This window comes from Nocardia sp. BMG111209 (genome assembly GCF_000381925.1).
Taxonomy (GTDB): Bacteria; Actinomycetota; Actinomycetes; order Mycobacteriales; family Mycobacteriaceae; genus Nocardia.
Map to the genome: position 1 here is coordinate 3,642,986 of NZ_KB907307.1, position 18,703 is coordinate 3,661,688.

General features: G+C 69.6%; 14 protein-coding genes. 5 read left to right on the plus strand and 9 right to left on the minus strand.

Going from position 1 to position 18,703, the window contains the following annotated elements; all coding sequences use genetic code 11:
• Positions 1-50: 50 nt before the first annotated feature.
• From G361_RS0116775 to G361_RS0116790, 4 genes are all read right to left on the minus strand, one after another.
• Positions 51-1,337: a cytochrome P450 gene (locus G361_RS0116775; RefSeq protein WP_019928255.1), complete on the minus strand. Its 1,287-nt coding sequence runs from the start codon at positions 1,335-1,337 to the stop codon at positions 51-53.
• Between the two features lie 450 nt (positions 1,338-1,787).
• A complete protein-coding gene (locus G361_RS0116780) occupies positions 1,788-2,510 on the minus strand; it encodes a TetR family transcriptional regulator (RefSeq protein ID WP_231386891.1) in 723 nt (240 codons plus the stop codon).
• Between the two features lie 207 nt (positions 2,511-2,717).
• Positions 2,718-3,431 carry a sensor domain-containing protein gene (locus G361_RS0116785; protein ID WP_019928257.1) on the minus strand — a complete coding sequence of 238 codons (714 nt, stop codon included), beginning with the start codon at positions 3,429-3,431 and terminating at the stop codon, positions 2,718-2,720.
• Positions 3,419-4,336 (minus strand): hypothetical protein, encoded by a 918-nt coding sequence (locus G361_RS0116790; RefSeq protein ID WP_026343118.1) that lies wholly within the window; start codon positions 4,334-4,336, stop codon positions 3,419-3,421. The genes G361_RS0116785 and G361_RS0116790 overlap by 13 nt, the downstream gene beginning before the upstream one ends.
• A gap of 300 nt (positions 4,337-4,636) precedes the next feature.
• Here G361_RS0116790 and lspA point away from each other — a divergent pair, with 300 nt between their 5' ends.
• Genes lspA through G361_RS0116810 form a run of 3 tightly spaced genes read left to right on the plus strand, consistent with a single transcriptional unit; the run spans position 4,637 to position 6,862 of the window.
• Complete coding sequence (gene lspA, locus G361_RS0116800; RefSeq protein ID WP_231387027.1) at positions 4,637-5,281, plus strand: signal peptidase II; 645 nt, start codon at positions 4,637-4,639, stop codon at positions 5,279-5,281.
• A 23-nt stretch (positions 5,282-5,304) separates the two neighbouring features.
• Entirely contained in the window at positions 5,305-6,213 is a 909-nt protein-coding gene (locus G361_RS0116805; protein WP_026343119.1) for an RluA family pseudouridine synthase, read from the plus strand.
• On the plus strand, positions 6,206-6,862 hold the full coding sequence (locus G361_RS0116810; protein ID WP_019928262.1) for a hypothetical protein: 657 nt from the start codon (positions 6,206-6,208) through the stop codon (positions 6,860-6,862). Before G361_RS0116805 ends, G361_RS0116810 begins: the two co-directional genes overlap by 8 nt.
• Before the next feature lie 249 nt (positions 6,863-7,111).
• On the opposite strand, the gene G361_RS0116815 is transcribed toward G361_RS0116810, so the two are convergent.
• The 3 genes from G361_RS0116815 to G361_RS0116825 all read right to left on the minus strand — a co-directional run bounded on the left by G361_RS0116815 (position 7,112) and on the right by G361_RS0116825 (position 12,559).
• Entirely contained in the window at positions 7,112-10,384 is a 3,273-nt protein-coding gene (locus tag G361_RS0116815; protein WP_019928263.1) for an arabinosyltransferase domain-containing protein, read from the minus strand.
• Between the two features lie 210 nt (positions 10,385-10,594).
• Positions 10,595-11,119 (minus strand): lipase chaperone, encoded by a 525-nt coding sequence (locus G361_RS0116820; protein ID WP_026343121.1) that lies wholly within the window; start codon positions 11,117-11,119, stop codon positions 10,595-10,597.
• A 99-nt stretch (positions 11,120-11,218) separates the two neighbouring features.
• Entirely contained in the window at positions 11,219-12,559 is a 1,341-nt protein-coding gene (locus tag G361_RS0116825) for a DNA polymerase IV (RefSeq protein WP_231386892.1), read from the minus strand.
• 262 nt (positions 12,560-12,821) lie between these two features.
• On the opposite strand from G361_RS0116825, the gene G361_RS0116830 reads away from it, so the two are divergent.
• Positions 12,822-13,697 carry a UTP--glucose-1-phosphate uridylyltransferase gene (locus tag G361_RS0116830; RefSeq protein ID WP_019928267.1) on the plus strand — a complete coding sequence of 292 codons (876 nt, stop codon included), beginning with the start codon at positions 12,822-12,824 and terminating at the stop codon, positions 13,695-13,697.
• A gap of 61 nt (positions 13,698-13,758) precedes the next feature.
• Here the strand turns inward: G361_RS0116830 and G361_RS0116835 are convergent, their stop codons facing one another.
• Positions 13,759-14,379, minus strand: coding sequence for an NlpC/P60 family protein (locus G361_RS0116835; protein ID WP_019928268.1), 621 nt, complete (start codon positions 14,377-14,379; stop codon positions 13,759-13,761).
• Positions 14,380-14,589: 210 nt separating this feature from the next.
• Here G361_RS0116835 and G361_RS43880 point away from each other — a divergent pair, with 210 nt between their 5' ends.
• Complete coding sequence (locus tag G361_RS43880) at positions 14,590-15,249, plus strand: VOC family protein (protein WP_196814492.1); 660 nt, start codon at positions 14,590-14,592, stop codon at positions 15,247-15,249.
• 69 nt (positions 15,250-15,318) lie between these two features.
• Here G361_RS43880 and ileS read toward each other — a convergent pair whose 3' ends face one another.
• Positions 15,319-18,483: an isoleucine--tRNA ligase gene (gene ileS / locus G361_RS0116845; RefSeq protein ID WP_026343123.1), complete on the minus strand. Its 3,165-nt coding sequence runs from the start codon at positions 18,481-18,483 to the stop codon at positions 15,319-15,321.
• Between the last annotated feature and the right edge of the window lie 220 nt (positions 18,484-18,703).

The window sequence follows — 18,703 nt, forward strand, 5'->3', positions numbered from 1 at the left end:
CTACCTACCTGCTGGCTGGCTACTCCGATATGACGCCGATCCCGGAACTCCTACCGGGCCGGGCCCGGCGTGAACCGAATGTGCAGATCGGTGAGGCCACGCAGGATGAAGGTCGGCTCGAAGTTGTAGCGCCGCGCGTCGGCCGGGCCGTGCTTGTCCTCGTCGATGGTGATGTCGAGCATCCGATCGAGGATCCGCTCGATCGACACCCGGCCCTCGACCCGCGCCAGCGGGCTGCCGGGGCAGGTGTGCGGGCCGCGGCCGAAGGCGATGTGCTCGCGGAAGTTCGGGCGGTCGACGCGGAACTCGTGCGGGTTCTCGAAGCGCTGCGGGTCGCGGTTGGCCGCACCCGGGCACACCATGACGATCGAACCGGCCGGGACCGGCACGTCACCGATGCTGGTGGTCTTCTTCGCCAGCCGGAAGCTGCTCTTCACCGGGGCGTGCATCCGCAGGGTCTCCTCGACGAAGGCGGGGATGAGGCTGCGGTCGGCCCGCAGCGCCTGCTGCAGTTCGGGCTGATCGCCGAACACCCGCATCACCGCGGCGAGCAGTTTGGCGGTGGTCTCCTGACCGGCGCCGAACACGAAGGTCGCGGTGCGGACGACGTCGAGCACCTCGGGGGTGCTGCCGTCCGGGTACTTGGCCAGGGCCAGCTGGGTCAGCACGTCGTCGCGCGGATTCTCGCGGCGGTCGCTGATGTAGGCGGAGAACTTCTCGTCCAGGTAGACCAGCGGGTTGGACTCGACGATGTCACCGTCGATCGCGCCGACCCGGCTGCCGGGCCGGTCGCCGGTGAGCACCCAGCGGAACTCCTCGTGGTCCTCCTCCGGCACGCCGAGCAGATCGGCGATCACCAGCAGCGAGAACGGCTTCGCGTAGTCGGCGACGAATTCGGAGCTGCCGTTGGCGACGAACTCGTCGAGCTGGCGGTCGGCCAGCCGCCACATGAACTCCTCGTTCTCCTTGAGCCGGGCCGGGGTCAGCAACCGGCTCAGCAGGGAGCGCGCGGTGGTGTGGTCCGGCGGATCCATGGTGACCATGTGCTCGTACATCGGCAGCTGCGTGCGGTGCTCGGCGATGAGCGCGCCGATGTCGTCGCCGACCGGCTCGAACGGCAGCGGCGGGAACGGGCCGCCGACCGCGATGCACGACGAGAAATTCCCGTCCGCGTCCCGCAGCACCTTGTCGGACTCTTCGTATCCGGTGACCGCGAGCACTCCGTAGTGCGGCTCACGAACGACCGGGCACTTGGCGCGCAGATGGTCGTAGTACGGATACGGATCCGGAACTAGCGCGGGATCGGTGAAATAATCGACCGTGTCGAAGTCGGTCATGAAAGGCTCCTGGATCTGGTCATCGAGAAAAGGACGACTCGAAGCGAGGGCCGGCATTTTCTACCGGTCGTTCGCAAAACTTTCCGGCACGCGCCGAGGGTCCTGATCAGCGGCAGATCGATGCCGGCCGTGGACCTTTCGGCAGGGGCTGTGTGCCGGTGACGGCTTTCTCCCGATTGGCTTCCGCGAAGATTGTGCCGACCGTCACATGCCCGAGTCAATAGGTGCCGGAAAGGTATTCGATGGTGTTTCTGATTATTTTCCGGGGTACAGAGGAAATCGCCTCCTGCCCCCTGCGCAACAGGCGTGGAAAATATGGTGACCGGCTTCGCACAGTCACCCGCTGTTATTGTTCACAATGTTTTTCCGCCGATCGGATATCCGATCAGAAACACCACCCCCCGTTCGATCGCCGATACCGACCGGCGTCCGGACGGTATTCGGCTCCGGTCAGCCGGTGCCGTGCCGATGCACGGGCGACTCCGGGTCCGATACCGTCGATGCGGGACGATCCTCGGCACGCCGGCGCAGGGGCGCCATGACGGCGGGATCGAGGTAGAAGGGCTGTTCCTGTCCCGGTGCGGGACGCCGGGACAGCGCCTGACCGGCGGGGATCTCGTTGTTCACGGTGAGGCGCCGGACCACCCGTTCCAGGGTGGGCAGGATCTCGCCGATCTCGATGGTCCGCTCGGAGAACCGGGCGATCAGCGCGTAGATCATATTGGTCAGCACCAGGCCGACATCCGCGACGTACTCGGGGTCCGCGCCGCCGAAGATCTGACCGGCCACCGGGACCACCGCGTCGAAACCCTGGACGTCCAGCCGCGTGCCGCCCGGCCCGGAACGGGCCCGATGGAACGCCTCCAGCATCCCCGGATTGCGCTCCCACGGCTGGAAGACGTTGCGCAACAAGCGCATCAGACCCTCGTAGACGGTCTCCTCCGGCGCGGGCGGTGAGAGGTCCGGATAGGCGTTGACCGCCATCCAGTCCACGATCGCCGCGACGATCAACTCGTCGCGGGTCGGGAAGAGTTTGTAGACGGTGGCCAGCGAGGCCTGCGACAGCCGCGCCACCCGCCGCAGTTGCACCGAGTCGTAACCCTCGGTCTGCAACAGCGTGAGCACGACCTCGATGATGCGCTCCCTCGGGTCGCGGCCAGCCGCTCTGCTCACGCCGGAACTGTAACACGGTTACTAGAGTAACCGGGTTATCCTTTCGCGTAAACCATATTCTCCCCAGCGGGACATTTGATTGTCATAGAGGCCTTCATCATGTTGCGGCAACCGGTGGCAACCGCGGTCCCGCCGCTGGTCGGCGGGGGTGGCGGCGATCGGCGCCGCCGGGCCGGCGAACGGGCCGGGCCGGGTCCGAGCGGACGCTCAGGGGCCGGCGAGGCCCTGTAACCGGCTCGCCTGCTTCGCGACGAGGTCGTGCAGCGCCGCCGGATCGACCGGCTTCGGCGCGGTGTCGGCCAGTTGCACCACGCTGGAACCGATGACGGCCACGGTCGCCACCGAGTACAGGGTCATACCCTGGCTGGTGGTCCGGACCTGGAACGAGGCCGAGGCGTCGCCGGTGGCGGGCTGTTCGAGCCCGCCCAGCCGATAGTGCACGGCCGTGCCGTCGGCATCCGTGCCGTCGTAGCTGCCGCAGTCCCGCAGCAGCGACTGCACCACCGAGAATGCCTGCGCCGCACCACCATTGGGATAACTGGCGATATCGATGTCGACACTGGCGAAATCCGCTGTGACATAGTGCGCCGCGGCGTGCGCGGACGCGCCCGGCAGCTGATCGGCGACCGGGGCCAGCACCCGCGCGCAGGCCGCCGGTTCCGTATGTGAGCGATCCGGTTGTGCGGGCGCGTCGTTCGACGCCGGGCCGTCCTCGAGCTGGGTGAAGCCCGGCGGCAGATCGGCGGTGGTGAGCAGTTTCGACCGCAGCGCCGTCGAATCCGTGAGCCCGGGTGCGGCCGGCGGCGCGACGGTCACCGCACTGCCCAGGCCGGGCAGCGTGTCACCGTGATGGGAGCCGCCGCAACCCGCGAGCAGCACGCCCACCGCGGCGGCCAGCGACCCGCGGCTCAGTCGCCCCATTGCACCTGCGTGCTGATGTCCTGCAACAGCGCCACCGAGGTGCGCGGATCGCGGTACAACTGGCGGCCGCCGACGGTCACCGAACCCGAGACCGGCAGCGGCAGGCCGAGATCCACCGTGATGGTGCCGGCGCCGTGCATCAGATAGTCGACGATATCCAGCGATCCGGCACTGTTCGGCAGGTTCCACACCGTCGAGGTGGGCTTCTGGGTGACGTCGAGCTGGATGGTGAGCAGATTGCCGTCGCGGCGGGTCAGGGTCGCGGTGGTGACCTGGTCCAGCAGGAAACCGCTGGACACCCGCTGCCGCACCTTCCACACCGCGCCCTCGCCGACCGGTTCGAGCGGGAAGGCGATCGACTGGTACACCGCTTGGTAGAAGGCCTGTTCCAGTGCGGCGCGCGCGGCGTCGGGGGTGGCCGGTTTGGGGGCCAGCCGCAGCGCGGTGATCGCCCCGACATCGCTGATCGCGAAGGCCGCGTGCGAGCCGTCGGCCGACTGCAACTGCTGTGCCAGTGCCGGATCCGGCGAGGTGGCGGTGCCGAGGGTCAGATCCACGCCGTCGCGCGACACCTGCGCGGTGAGCGGGATGGTGACCGCGGGCGGGGAGAAGTCGCGCATGGGCTGATCGTTGAGCTGCTGCTCGATATGGTGGTCGGTCCGCAGCGTGACCTGCTGGGTATGGTCGGTGGCATAGGCGGGACGCAGGACCGATCGGGGCTCGGCACCGGGCTGGACCAGGGTGGCGACGGATGCCGAGATCGGCACGGTCACCTCTTTACCCAGACCGGACGGCTCCACCTCGGTGTCGCGCTTGGCATCGGAACCGGTACCGCACCCGGCGGCTCCCAGTCCGGCCAGCGCGACCGCAAGCACGAGTAGCAGCGCACTCGAGCGGGATGGCAACACCGTCACGCCCACAGCGTACGACCGGTTCCTGAAAAACAGCTGGGATGTCGGGCTGCCGTGTCCGGGGGGAACCGGCCGTGGCCACGGCGGTGCTGAACTTGCCGCGGCCACAGCGGGTGCTGAACTTGCCGCGGCCACAGCGGGTGCCGGTCTCGCCACGGGCAGTGCTGATGCTGCTGTCACGGGCCACGGCGGCGGCGGTCCTGTGACAGCCACGGGGGCGCCGGTCCTGCTGCGGCTACGGCGGTGCCGGTCCCGGCCGTGGCCACGGCGGTGCTGATCCGGCCATGGGGGATGATGTGTGCTGTGAGTACCGACCGGCCGCACGAGCACCGCACCGACCAGCACGACGAGTCGCCCCGTCCCGACGCTGCGGGCGACGACGGAGCCGCCGTCGCGGAACCCTCGGGCGCCGCCGCGGAATCGGCGGACGCGGTCCAGCACCCACGCCGGCTACCGGTGCTGCTGCTGATCGCCGCCATCGCGTTCGTCGCCGATCTCGGTACGAAGGCGCTGGTCGTGGCGAAGATGACGCCCGGCGAGCCGATCTCGGTCGTGGGCGATGTGGTCCGGCTGACCCTGGTCCGCAATCCGGGCGCCGCGTTCTCGATGGCGACCGGCATGACCTGGCTGCTGACCCTGATCGCGGCCGCGGTGGTGATCGGCGTGATCCGGATCGGGCGGTCGCTGCGCTCGGTGGGCTGGGCGATCGGGCTGGGCCTGGTGCTCGGCGGCGCCGTCGGCAATCTGGTGGACCGCGTCTTCCGCGCACCCGGCCCGCTGGAGGGCCATGTCGTCGACTTCATCTCGGTGACCCGGTGGTGGCCGGTGTTCAACCTCGCCGACTCGTCCATCGTCTGCGGCGCGATCCTGCTGGTGGCACTGACCGTCTTCGGTTTCGAACCGGACGGGTCGCGCACCCGCCACGAGGCGGCGGCGTGAGCGATACGCGGGAAACCCGGGCCATGCCGGTTCCGGACGGGTTGGAGGGGATGCGGGTCGACGCCGGACTGTCGCGGTTGCTCGGCTTGTCGCGGACCGCGGTCGCGGCGCTGACCGAGGAGGGTTCGGTCCAGATCGACGGCTCGGCGGCCGGTAAATCGGACCGGCTCACCGCCGGCGCCTGGCTGGAGGTCGCGTTCCCGGAGCCGAAGCGGGAGCTGACGATCGAGGAGACCCCGGTCGAGGGGATGACCATCCTCTACGCCGACGACGACATCGTGGCCGTGGACAAGCCGGTCGGGGTGGCCGCGCACACCGGGGTCGGCTGGACCGGTCCGACCGTGGTCGGCGCACTGGCCGCGATGGGCTACCGCATCTCGACCTCCGGCGCGCACGAACGGCAGGGCATCGTGCACCGCTTGGACGTGGGCACCTCCGGTGTGATGGTGGTCGCCCAGTCCGAGCACGCGTACACGGTGCTCAAGCGCGCGTTCAAGTACCGCACGGTGGAGAAGCGGTATCACGCACTGGTACAAGGGCATCCGGATCCGTCCAGCGGTACCGTCGACGCGCCGATCGGCCGGGCCCGGGGCAACGACTGGAAGTTCGCGGTGACCGCGGACGGCCGGCCGAGCATCACGCACTACGACACGGTGGAGGCGTTCCAGGCCGCGAGCCTGCTCGACGTCCACCTGGAGACCGGCCGGACCCATCAGATCCGCGTGCATTTCTCGGCGATCCGCCATCCCTGCTGCGGTGATCTGACCTACGGCGCCGATCCGCGACTGGCCGAGCGGCTGGGCCTGGAACGTCAATGGCTGCATGCCCGTTCGCTGGGTTTCGCTCATCCGGCCGACGGCCACTGGATGGAGATCACCAGCGAGTATCCGGCCGATCTGGCCCACGCGCTGGACGTCCTGCGCCATGTTTGACCGGCGCGCGGCGGCGTCGATCGGCGCCGCCGTCGCCGCGGTGATCGCGATCGTCGCGCTGGGCGCGGCCACCGCCCCGCGTCCGGACGTGATCTCCACCGACCGGCTCGGCCCGGAATCCGGTGAGCCGGTGGACGATTACCTTGGCCGCGCGCGAGAGTCGTTGTCCGGCACCGACACCGGCGACCACTGGGCCCTGCTCTCCTTCACCACCGGCATTCCGGCCGCGGCGATCCCGGAACATACCGGCGGACTGCGGGTTTCACAGGTGATCCTGCACGTCCCGATCGACCGGGTCTACACGCCGGCGATCAATGTGCCGGTGCCTGAGGGGGATGCCGCCGCACTCGGCGCGCAGCACGCGGCCGCGGGTACCCTGCAATACGCCGATCCGGCCGACGACCGCTCCCGGCAGGTCGCCGCCGTCGTCACCGCCCGGCTGCGCGCGGACTGCCCGTGCGTCACCGGCCTGGTCCTGCGCGGCGCGCTGGATCGGCTCCGGAACCTGGCCTCCGGCAAGGACATCCGCGCGATCCAGGCTCTACCCGCGGACGCCTCCGCGGGCACCTTCGCCCTCGTACCGTTGCTCCCGGAGCAGACCGCCACCGCCGTCCCCGGCCCGGACGACGGGCCGGTCCCGGCACCCTGAATCGGTCCGGGCCGCGACAGTTGCCCAGGATCGTTCATATCCACGCCACCGGCAACCGCCGCACCCGCGCACCGCCGCACCCGCCGCCGGTGGCGAACACTCTCCACCACAGCACCATCCAGTTCGAACCGGCCCGACAACGAAATCCGTTGTCCGCCAGGCTGTTCGACCGTCAAGCCACGCACCGTGCCGGGCACGAGCGGCTCGGGCCCGACCGACACGAGGGCCGGTCGGGGCCGAACTTCCTGCCTACCAGGCAGTATTGATGTGCCCCGGGCTCCACATCCCGGTGTGGGTCTCCTGGGTCACCGTGACCGCCGGGTTTCCGTGGGTCGGGTCGACGGTGGCGGCGGTGGGATCCATGGGGGCGAAGCGCTGGAGTTCGCCCCAGTCGCGGCGCCAATCGTCCTTCAGATAGGTCGCCACGGTCTGGGGGCGCAGCAACTCCTGGGTCCAGCCGAGCGGGCCGCCGCCGTTGTGGTCCTCCCAGAGGGTGGTGTCGTGCGCGCCGATCCGGTCGGGCAGGATGCGCCAGTTCGGGACCTGGGCGATACCGTCCTTGTGGTCGAAGGGGCGCTGGCACGGGAACTGCAGGCCCACGGCCCAATCCAGCAGCACCGGTGCGTGCGAGCCGACCACGTCCTGCAGGGTGTGGGTCTGCGGCACCCGGGGCGGGGTCAGCGCCAGCCACTGCGCCGGGTCGCGGTCGCGCGCGGAGGCGACGATGCGGACCACGTCGGCCTGGGCCGGGATGTCGGCGAACGGGACCCGCAGGTTCCGCCAGGCCGGGGCCGGGCCGATGTCGAGCGGGGTGAGCTTACCCAGCGGATCGGCGGTACCGTCGGAAGCCGCTGTGCCGTACTCGATCTCGACGGACTGGCCGCCGGTGACGACGCCGTCCTTGTCCACCGAGCGGATCCGCCCGGCGGCGGCGATCGCGACGATGCCGCTGCGGTCGGCGGGCAGTTTGTACCAGCCGGTGGTCAGCTCGGCGGGGCCGGACTGGCCGGAGGTGCCCAGTTCCGGTGTGGTGACCGAGTTCAGCCCGAACGGCAGTGCGGCGCCGCCGGTTTCGGAGCCCGCGTCGGTGCCGGACTTCGGCGTCACCGAGGTCGAGATGGTGCTGCTGCCGCTGCCGGTGTCGTCCGGGTTCAGGTCGCCGACGCCGTTGGGCACGAAACCCTGTGCGCCACCGGTGAAGGTGGCGAACGGATCGCCGGACAGCGGTGGCAGCAGGCCGGCGTTCGGGTCGGTCTCCACCAGCACGTCCTGCGCCAGGCCGCACGGTTTGCCCAGTACCGCATCGACATTCGAGCGGGCCAGCGAGAACGCCGGATACTGCGCGACCGCGCCCTTGGCGAACGAGCCGAGTTCGAACAGCACCACGAACACCACGGCCACGCTCAGCGGCCGGATCCGCAGCAGCCGGCCGAACCGGGACGAATCCCGTTGTGGCGCACCGGGTCCGGGCGACTGCACGTGGAACCAGCCGGCCAGCAACAGCAGCAGCACGGCGAGCAGCAGGAACAACCGGTCCAGCGCGAAGCCGTGCACCGACGGCGGCTTGTCCCACCACGGGATGCCGAAACTGGATACGTACCACCAGCCGTTGACGCTGGTGAACACCTGCGCCAGCGCCAGCGCGACGACGGCGCCGAACAGTGCCCGGTTGCGCGCCGAGCGCAGCACCTTCGGGCCGACGGCCACCGCGGTCAGCACCGCGACCGCCCCGGCGAGCCCGGCGTACACGCCGTTCTGGTGCGTCCATTTGGTCGGCGTCGTCATCATCAGCAGCATCGCGCCGAAGGTGGTGCCGAGCAGGCGGCGGGCCGGGCCGGCGGCCAGCAGCGGAATGCGGCCACCGCGGCGCAGCAGGACGAAGACCGAGGCCAGCATGCCCAGCCACAGCGCCACCATGGTGAACCGCCGCGCGATCGAACCGTCGACGGTCGGCATGAACAGCCACTGGTAGCGCAGATATTCGTTGTACCAGGGGTCGTTGGGCAGGGCGGCCTGGTGGACCCGCCGCATCTCGAACATCGCCGAGATCGGCTCCACCGAGAAGGCCACGGCCAGGACCAGCACACCCGCGGCCGCCAGCGGCGCCAGCAGCGCGCCGTACGCGCGGATCCACGACCACACCCCGGGCGCGAGGCCGGCCAGTCGCCGCGCCTGCGCGACCCCGGCCCGCCACACCGGCCCCACCCCGGCCAGCAGCGCCGCGGCGCACACCACGCCGGACGGCGCGGCGGTACAGCTGAACGCAGCGACCAGGATCGCCAGCGCATAGGGCAACAGCCGCCGGGTCGCGACCGCCCGTTCCATCAGGCACCAGGTGAGCAGCAGGCACACCGCCACCACCGGTTCGGGCCGCAGGCCGTTGTTGTACGGCAGCCAGGCCGCCAGGAAGCCGAACGCACCCGTCCACACCGCGATCCGGTCGTGCCGCACCGCGACGCCCAGTCGCGGGATCACCTCACGGCTGATCGCCAGCCAGCACACCACGCCGGCGACCAGCGTGGGTAGTCGCATCCACGGGCTCGCCGTGCTCAGGTGCGACATGTAGGCGAGCAGGTCGTAGGGGGGTGTGCCGACCGGGGTCTCCGGCACGCCGAAGTACCGGAAGTAGTTCGCCATGTATCCCGACACCAGCGAGGTGCGGGCCATGCCGAACTGATAGCCGTCGTCGGAGGTGGTGGCGCCGATGACGTACCAGATCAGCAGCAGTCCGAGCACGACCGCGTCCGCGCCGGTGAAGGTCAGCCAGCGGCGCGGCACCAGCCGGCCGCGGCGCCCGTCCCGGCGGTCCAGCACGAACAGCGCGATCAGGGCGACCAGGGTCAGCGCCAGCGCGAGCACCGTCGCGATCCGCTTGGCGACGGTCGGCACCACCGAGAAGCGGCTGTCCACCTGCGCGGTCATGGTCGCGCCGCCGGGGCTGGCGAGATCGCTGTAGAGGCCGACCAGCTGCGGCCGGTAGTCGCCGGTCAGCTGCACCGGTTTCACCCCGGTGACCCCGGCGAGTTCGGCGGTCGCGTGCGTGAAGTCGGCGTGCACCGTCAGCGTGCAGTCGCCGAGCTGTTCCAGCGGCACGCTGACCAGCGACTGGTTGCGCAGCACCGCCTCCAGCTGCGCGGGCTTGCCGTCCTGCGCGGCCCGCACCCGGGCGACGAAACCGTATTTCTCCTGATCCGGCGCGCCGGTGGGCATCGTGGACGCCAGCAACCCGCCCTTGGCGGCGAGTTCGGCGGTGGCCCGGCACGGCACGGTGGCGTCGAACGCCGCCGGGGCGTAGGACACCAGCGGCGCGGTCACGCTGCGGCTCGAACCCTGCTGCGGCCAGCTCAGCGTGGTCTTGTCCACATGCACCGGCAACAGCGGCACCGCGATCGCGAACACCGCGCCCAGCAGACCGGCCAGCAGCGCGATCCGCGCGGCCCACCCGGCCCGTACCGACCCGCGGGCTGCGGATCTCGCCTCATCGGTGGGCGAGTCGCCCGCCCTCACCATCGTGTCGGTCACGGAGGCAGATGTTAGCGTCACGGTTTCGTCACCGGCGAGGTCGTCCTCCCATTCTCAGCCTTCTTTGAGGTTCGGACGGGCCGGTCGCGACTTCGTCACACAACGAACGCACCCCCTCCGAAGGCCGCCCGAGCGCCGGAAACGCGGGGGCGGACGTTCGAAGGGGGTGCGGGAACAGCGGCGCCGCGACCGGGTCGCGGCGAGATCCGACTACGTGCAGGCGGGCGAGGTGGCGCCCAGGTTCTGCAGACCGGCGCAGGCCCAGCTCTTCTGCAGCTTCCACTTGCCGTCCTGAGCGACGAACGGCACCTGGGCCGGCTGCGGCGCGCCGCCGCCGACGGAGAAGCTGACGGTCGCGGTCAGCGTGTCGCCCAGCGAGGTGACGTCGGTGACCTCGATGTGCGCGTTGTTCTGCTGGTAGGCATCGGTGAGCTTCTTCAGCATGTCCGGATCCTTGGCCAGCGCGTCCTGACCGTCCTCCAGGTACTGCACCTTCTGATCGGCCGGAACGTTCGGATCCAGAGCCTCCGACAGCTCCTGATTGAGCTGGGCGGCCGTCGGCACCGCCGGGAGCGCCGAGGTCGGCGCGGCGGCCGCGTTGGCCGACGTGGACGCCTTGCTGGAGGTACTACTGCCGTTCGAGTGCTTGTCCCCGCTGCCACAGGCCGACATGCCGAGCGCAGCGACGACGGCCAGGGTGGCGACCGCGACGCGTCCAGTCCTCTGAAGCTTCAATGCTCGTCCTTTGCGTTCGAGTTGATTCAGTTCCGTTCCGTGACAGCACCACCCGATGGCAGCGCTGCGCACGAGTGGCCTCACGCTACCCGTCAAAATTCAACGCAGACTAAGGAGCGGATCGGCCGGGGAGAGCTCGATATCGTCGGCAGCGAACGTATACGCTGGACCGGGTCCTGTCGAGCGTGACTCGAAACGAATTGTCACCCGGCCGTGGCCACTTCCCTGCACCCAGCCGTGGCCGAACTCGCGGTGCGCGACATCCCGTCCGGGATACCAGAATTCGGTGGTGTACGAGCGGGTGGCCGGCGGTACCAGTGGCTGCTCCGGCACCGGAATCGGCCGCTCCGAAGGCGTTTCGTCGTCGGCGGCCGCGGATCGGCCCGGATCCTCTTGATCGAGTTCCGGGAACAACGACTCCTGCCGCACCTCCGACAGGCCGCCGAAACCCACACCCACCAGCCGGATCGGGCCGAGTTCGACGGGATCGATGGCCGAGCGCAGCGCGGCCGCGGTGAGGGTGGCCGGATCCTCGGTGGCGTACGGCAGCGTGAACGAGCGTGTCACGATGCTCATATCGGCCTTGCGCAATTTGAGTACCACCGTGCGCGCGGCGCGGCCGTCCTCGCCGAGCCGGCGGTGCGCGGCCGCGGCCATATCCTCGATGGCCGCGCGCAACTGGGCGAGAGTGACGATGTCGCGTTCGTAGGTGGTCTCGGCGCTGATCTGTTTGGCCTCGGCGCGTTCGGCCACCGGCCGGTCGTCGATGCCGCGGGCCAGCCGGTGCAGGGCCGTGCCGACACTGCCGCCGAGCAGCGACGCCGCCTCGGACTCCGGCAGCGCCGCGAACGCGCCGACGGTCTCGATACCCAGTGCGCGCAACCGCTGTTCGGCCACCGGGCCGATCCCCCACAGCCGGCGCACCGGCAGGGTGGCCAGCAACTCCTGCTGCGCACCCGGGGCGATCACCCGGATACCGTCGGGTTTGGCCAGCCCCGAGGCGATCTTGGCCAACTGCTTCCCGGTGCCCGCGCCGATGGAGACCACCAGGCCGATCCGCTCGCGCACCTGCCGCCGGACCAGCGCGCAGAACTCGGACACCGCCGCCGCACTCGCGCCGGCCAATTCCGCCGGCTCGCCGAACGCCTCGTCGTAGGACAGCGTCTCGAGCACCGGGATGTGTTCGCGCAGCACCTCGAACACCCGGGCGCTGACCGCGCTGTAGACCACCGGGCGCGGCGGCACCACCACCGCCGACACACCCACCAGCCGCTTGGCCTGATGCATCGGCATCGCCGAGCGGGCCCCGAACACCCGCGCCTCGTAACTGGCCCCCGCCACCACGCCGCGGCCACCGGTGCCGCCCACCAGCACCGGCCGGCCGCGAAGCGTGGGCCGGGTCAGCTGCTCGACGGAGGCGAAGAACGCGTCCATGTCCATGTGCAGCACCCAGCGGCGAGCAGTCTCTGCCGGGCCGGTGACCGGAGCCGGCGGATCGAGGCGATCGGGGGCGGAATTGCTGATGAATTCCTGGAACCCGGACCCCGTCCCCGGGCGCGCCGACATACCCGCCACCAGCGGAGAAGACGGCGGCCGACCAGGTAAAAACCCTGGTGTAGCCGGGTGCGGCCGGGAATCCACAGGCGTAATCTACGCCGCGCTACCGACATCTCCGGCGCGCCGAGTATGTGATGATCGAATCATGACTATCCGGAAGGCCGTGATACCCGCCGCCGGCATCGGGTCCCGCCTGCTGCCGCTGACGAAGGCAATCCCGAAGGAGATGCTGCCCGTCGGCGACAAGCCGGTGATCGAGCACACCGTGCGCGAACTGGTGGCCTCGGGTATCACCGACATCACGATCGTGGTCAGTAGCGGAAAATCCTTGATCCAGGACCATTTCCGGCCCAATCCGGCGCTGGTCGAGCAGTTGCGCACCGACGGCAAGACCGCCTACGCCGATGCCGTCGAGGAGGTCGGTGAGCTCAGCCGCCTCGGTCACATCACCTATCTGGACCAGAACGGCCCGTACGGCAACGGCACCCCGGTGCTGAACGCCGCCCGCAACCTGGGCGACGAGCCGATGCTGGTGTTGTGGCCGGACGACGTGTTCGTCGCCGAGGTGCCGCGCGCGCAGCAGCTCATCGACGCCTATCACAAGACGAATTCGCCGGTGCTGGCGCTGATGCCGATGGATCCGTCGGATTCCAAGCGCTACGGCGTGCCGCTGGTCGAGGAGACCTTCGACAACGGGCTGATGCGCATCACCGGACTGGTCGAGAAGCCCAAGCCGGAGGACGCGCCCTCCTCGTACGCGGCCATCGGCGGATACGTGGTCACCCCGGGCATCGTCGAGGAACTGCGCACGCAGGTGTCGAAGTGGTACGACCACCGCACCGGCGAGGTGTATCTGACCGACGCGATCAACACGTTCGCCGCGTCCAACGCGGTGTACGGGCAGGTCATCCGCGGTCGCTGGTACGACACCGGCAACCCGGCCGACTATCTGATCGCGCAGTTCGCCTCCGCGCTGGCACATCCGGAGTTCGGGCCGTCGCTGCGCAATCTGATCGACTGACCCGGCGGCCGCCAGGAGGCGGACCGGCGCCGAGCCACCGGCGCCGGACCCGCACCCGGTCTCAGTAGAAGCGGCGGATGGCGAAGATCGCGAACCGGTTCAGCGGCGTCAGGCCCACCGGATAGCCGCGATCGTAGGCATTGAGGACCATGCCTTCCCCGGCATAGATGCCCACATGCGAACCGTCCCGGTTGAGCACGATCACGTCGCCGGGCTGCACGGCCCCGATCGGCACCGGACTGCCGGCGCGGGCCTGCTGGTAGGTGGTCCGCGGCAGGTTCACGCCCACCTGATGGAATGCCCACTGCACCAGCCCGGAACAGTCGTAGGCGATCGGGCCGGTGGCGCCCCACTCGTAGGGCTTGCCGACCTGGGTTCCGGCGGCGCTCAACGCCGCCAGCGCGCGGGGGCTGGCGATCGGCACGGAGGCCGCGAGCGACGCCGGGCCCGCGAACGAACCGGTGCCGAAACCGCCCGCGACATCCTCGGCGGGATTGAGGAGAGCGTCGAGATCGAAGGGCAGATCCACCGAAACCTCCACCGGCAGATCCAGTCCCGCCGGCAGTACCTCGTCGAGGTCGATTCCGGTGGCGGTGGCCGGGCCCGCCCAGATCGCCCCGGCCAGGGACATCGTCGCGGCCACCAGGCACAGCCGGGCCGTCGCGCGCGCCGTTCTCGTCATGCACGTACCTTTCGGTCGCTCCATCCGCCGCGCGCGGTCGCGGGCGGAGTCACACAGTGCGATCGGACATCACAAGAACCACATGGATCACTTCGGCACCAAGGGCCTCTGCAGGAATGTTTTGTATCTCAGGCCACTCACGTCTCACAAGGGACGATCGGGATCCTTGGCCGATCTGCAACCCGGCGCGGCGCTGGTCAGGGTTCCGAGGTGAACCGACTCGATCATCTGGTGCCGGCGACGCCGCACCTGTCGGAAACCGTCCGGCTCGTGACCCGATTGCTCGGCGTGGCGCCGGTCGCCGGTGGCCGCCATCCGGGCGTGGGAACCCGGAATTTCCTGCTCGGCCTCGGGGACGGCGGCTATCTCGAGATCATCGGCCCGGATCCGGAGCAGCCGACCCCGGATCGCCCGCGGCCCTTCGGCATCGACGGCCTGCCGCGGGCCCGCCTGGTGACCTGGGCGGTCGCGGCCCCCGGAATCGACGCGGTGATCGCGCGTGCCCGCGCCGCCGGTTACGACCCCGGCGACGCGCGGGCGATGAGCCGGACCACCCCGGACGGCGACACGCTGCACCGGCGGCTCACGACGGAACGGCCGGCGGGCCCGGCGGCACGATCCCTTCCTGATCGACTGGGGAACCACCGCTCACCCCGCGCAGGGGCTGCCCGAGGCGACGCTGGAATCCCTGGTCGCGATCGGCCCGGATCCGGTCGCCGTCTCGGCGCGGTTGCGCGCGCTCGACGCCGAGCTGCCGGTCCGGCCGGGCCTGCGAAACACCTTGCCGGCCACCGTGATCGGCCCGGCCGGGCCGATCACGTTGCACTGATCGCGCGGCCCACCGCGGCACCGGTGGCGACCGCCGTGTGACTCCCGGCCCGCGCCGCGCGTGCGTGATCCGCCGACCACCGCGCGATCCACGGCAGCCGGCGGATCGGCTCAGGCGCCGGCCTTCGCCACCGTGACCCGGACCCCGGCGGCCACCTCGGCTGCGCCCGGCCCGGCGTCTCCGAAGGTCAGTGTGGTGGCGAGGATTTCGCCCGCGATCAGGTCGCGGTGGGTCTCGGCCCAGTGGGTGAACTCGGCCGGCACCTCCAGCACCACGGTGATCCGGTCGGACACCTCGAGGCCCAGTGACTTGCGCGTCTCCTGCAGGTCGCGGATCAGGTCGCGGGCCCAGCCCTCGGCCTCCAGTTCCTCGGTGACCTCCGAATTCAGCACCACCAGACCGGCATTGCCGGGCAGTGCGGCGGTGGACTCGGGTTCGGTGGCGACCAGGCGCTGCGTGTACTCCTCGGGCAGCAGGGTGATTCCGGCGGCGCTGACCACGCCCTCGGGACTCTCGGACCACCGGCCCGCCTTGACCGCCTTGATCACCGTCTGCACCTCCTTGCCGAGGCGCGGGCCGGCGGCACGGGCGTTGACGGCGAGTTCGAAGCGGCCGTGCGCGGCGACGTCGGTGGTCAGGTCGACCCGCTTGACGTTCACCTCGTCGGCGATCAGATCCGCGAAGGGGCGCAACCGATCCGCGTCCGGCGCCGCGATGGTGAGCTCCGACAGCGGCAGCCGGACCCGCAGATTCTGCGCCTTGCGCAGGCCCAGCGCGGTCGAGCACACCGCACGGACCTCGTCCATCGCCGCCACCAGCTCCGGATCGTGCGGCAGCGCATCGGATTCCGGCCAGTCGGCCAGATGCACCGAGCGCTCGCCGGTGAGGCCGCGCCAGATCACCTCGGTGATCAGCGGCAGCAGCGGGGCCGCGAGCCGGGAGGTCACCTCCAGCACGGTGTGCAGGGTGTCGACCGCGTCCCGTTCCTCGGCCCAGAACCGTGAACGCGACCGGCGCACATACCAATTGGTGAGCGCGTCGGCGAAGGTGCGCAGTTCGTCGCAGGCGGCCGCGATGTCGTAGACCTCGAGCGCCTCGGTCATGACATCGCGGGTAGCCGCCAGCTTCGCGAGGATGTAGCGATCCAGCACATGCGGCGAATCCGTCCGCCGGGCACCGGGTTTCGAGGCGTACAGCTGCAGGAACGTCCACGCGTTCCACAGCGGCCGCAGCGCCTGACTCACCCCCTCGCGGATACCGCGCTCGGTGACGATCAGGTTGCCGCCGCGCAGCACCGGCGAGGCCATCAGGAACCAGCGCATGGCGTCGGAGCCGTCGCGGTCGAAGACCTCGTTGACGTCGGGATAGTTACCCTTCGACTTCGACATCTTCATACCGTCGTCGCCGAGCACGATGCCGTGCGCGATCACCGAGGAGAACGCCGGCCGGTCGAACAGCGCGGTCGCCATCACGTGCAGGTTGTAGAACCAGCCGCGGGTCTGCCCGTTGTATTCGACGATGAAGTCGCCCGGGTTGTGCGCCGCGACGTCCGAGGTCCCCTCGAACCACTCCTTGTTCTCGAAGGGGTAGTGCACCTGCGCGTAGGGCATCGACCCGGACTCGAACCAGCAGTCCAGCACCTCCGGGGTCCGGCGCATCATCGACTTGCCGGTCGGATCATCGGGATTCGGCCGCACCAGCTCGTCGATGCCGGGCCGGTGCAGATCGGCCGGGCGCACGCCGAAGTCGTGCTCCAGCTGATCCAGCGAGCCGTACACGTCGACCCGCGGATAGGCCGGATCGTCGGAGATCCAGACCGGGATCGGCGCGCCCCAGTAGCGATTACGGCTGATGTTCCAATCGCGCGCATTCTCCAGCCACTTGCCGAACTGGCCGTCGCGGATGTGATCGGGCACCCAGGTGATCTGCTTGTTCAGCTCGACCATGCGGTCGCGGAAGGTGGTGACCGCGACGAACCAGGACGGCACCGCCATGTAGATCAGCGGCTTGCCCGAGCGCCAGCTGTGCGGATAGGAGTGCTCGATCGTCTCGTGCCGCAACAGTTTTCCGGCGGCCTTGAGATCCTTGATGATGACCGGGTTGGCGTCGAACACCATCAGGCCCTCGTACGGCGGGACCATCGAGGTGAACCGGCCGCCCTGGTCCAGCGGCTGCACCAGTTCGATGTCGTGCTCGACGCACACCGCCATGTCCTCCTCACCGAAAGCCGGTGCGAGGTGGACGATTCCGGTGCCGGAGTCGGTGGTCACGTAGTCGGCGGTCAGCACCCGATGCGAATTCGGGTGTCCGGCGAAGAAATCGAACGGCGGCGTGTAGCGCAGGCCGGCAAGCGCCGCGCCCGCATGTTCGGACAACACCTCGACCTCGTCGCCGAGCTCGCGCGCGTAGTGCGAAACCCGTTCGGTGGCGAGCAGATAACGCTTACCGTCGCGACCGCGCACCTGGGCGTAGGTGATATCGGGATGAACCGCGATCGCTAGGTTGGACGGCAGGGTCCACGGGGTGGTGGTCCAGATCAATGCCTGGGCCCCGTCGAGTTCGTGCAGCGGATGATCCTCGGGCACAACGAGGGTCATGTCCACGGTGACCGCCGGATCCTGTCGCATCCGATACGCGTCGTCGAGACGCGCCTCCTGATTCGACAGCGGAGTCTGCTCGTACCAGCTGTACGGCAGCACCCGGAAACCCTGGTAGATGAGGCCCTTGTCGTACAACGACTTGAACGCCCACAGCACCGACTCCATGAAGTCGATGTCCAGTGTCTTGTAATCGTTGTCGAAGTCGACCCAGCGTGCCTGACGTGTCACATAGGCGCGCCACTCGTCGGTGTACCGCAGAACGGACCTTTTGCACGCGGCGTTGAATTCCGCGAGGCCCATCGCATCGATCTGTGATTTGTCCGTGATACTGAGCTGCTTCTCGGCCTCGATTTCCGCAGGCAGACCGTGGGTGTCCCAGCCGAATCGCCGCTCGACCTTCTTGCCGCGCATGGTCTGGAAACGCGGGATCAAATCCTTGACGTATCCGGTCAGCAGGTGCCCGTAATGCGGCAACCCGTTGGCGAAGGGGGGTCCGTCGTAGAAGACGAACTCGTCACGGCCGCTGCGGTTGTCGATGCTGGCCTGGAAGGTGCCGTCGGCGGCCCAGTAGTCCAGGACCCGCTGTTCCAGATCGGGGAACGACACCTGGCCGCCCTCGCCGAGATCCACTCGGGGATAGGCAGAGCCGACAAGTGTGGGGGTTTCGTCCGCCATCGCTGGCTGTGGTCTCCTCGTGCCGGCGCCGCCGCGGCGTGGGCCACTGGACGGCGCGTATTCGGTCACGGGGACGACGCCGGCGCGCGTGCGCCGAAACCGCGGTACCACCCCGCTTGCCCGGTCGCTCGGGAACACCCGAGACCTCGAGCCTCTCGTTGCGAGCTGTGACGGGCTCACCCGTTCGGTTCTACTGGGTGTCCGATCCCTCGCGGGCGTC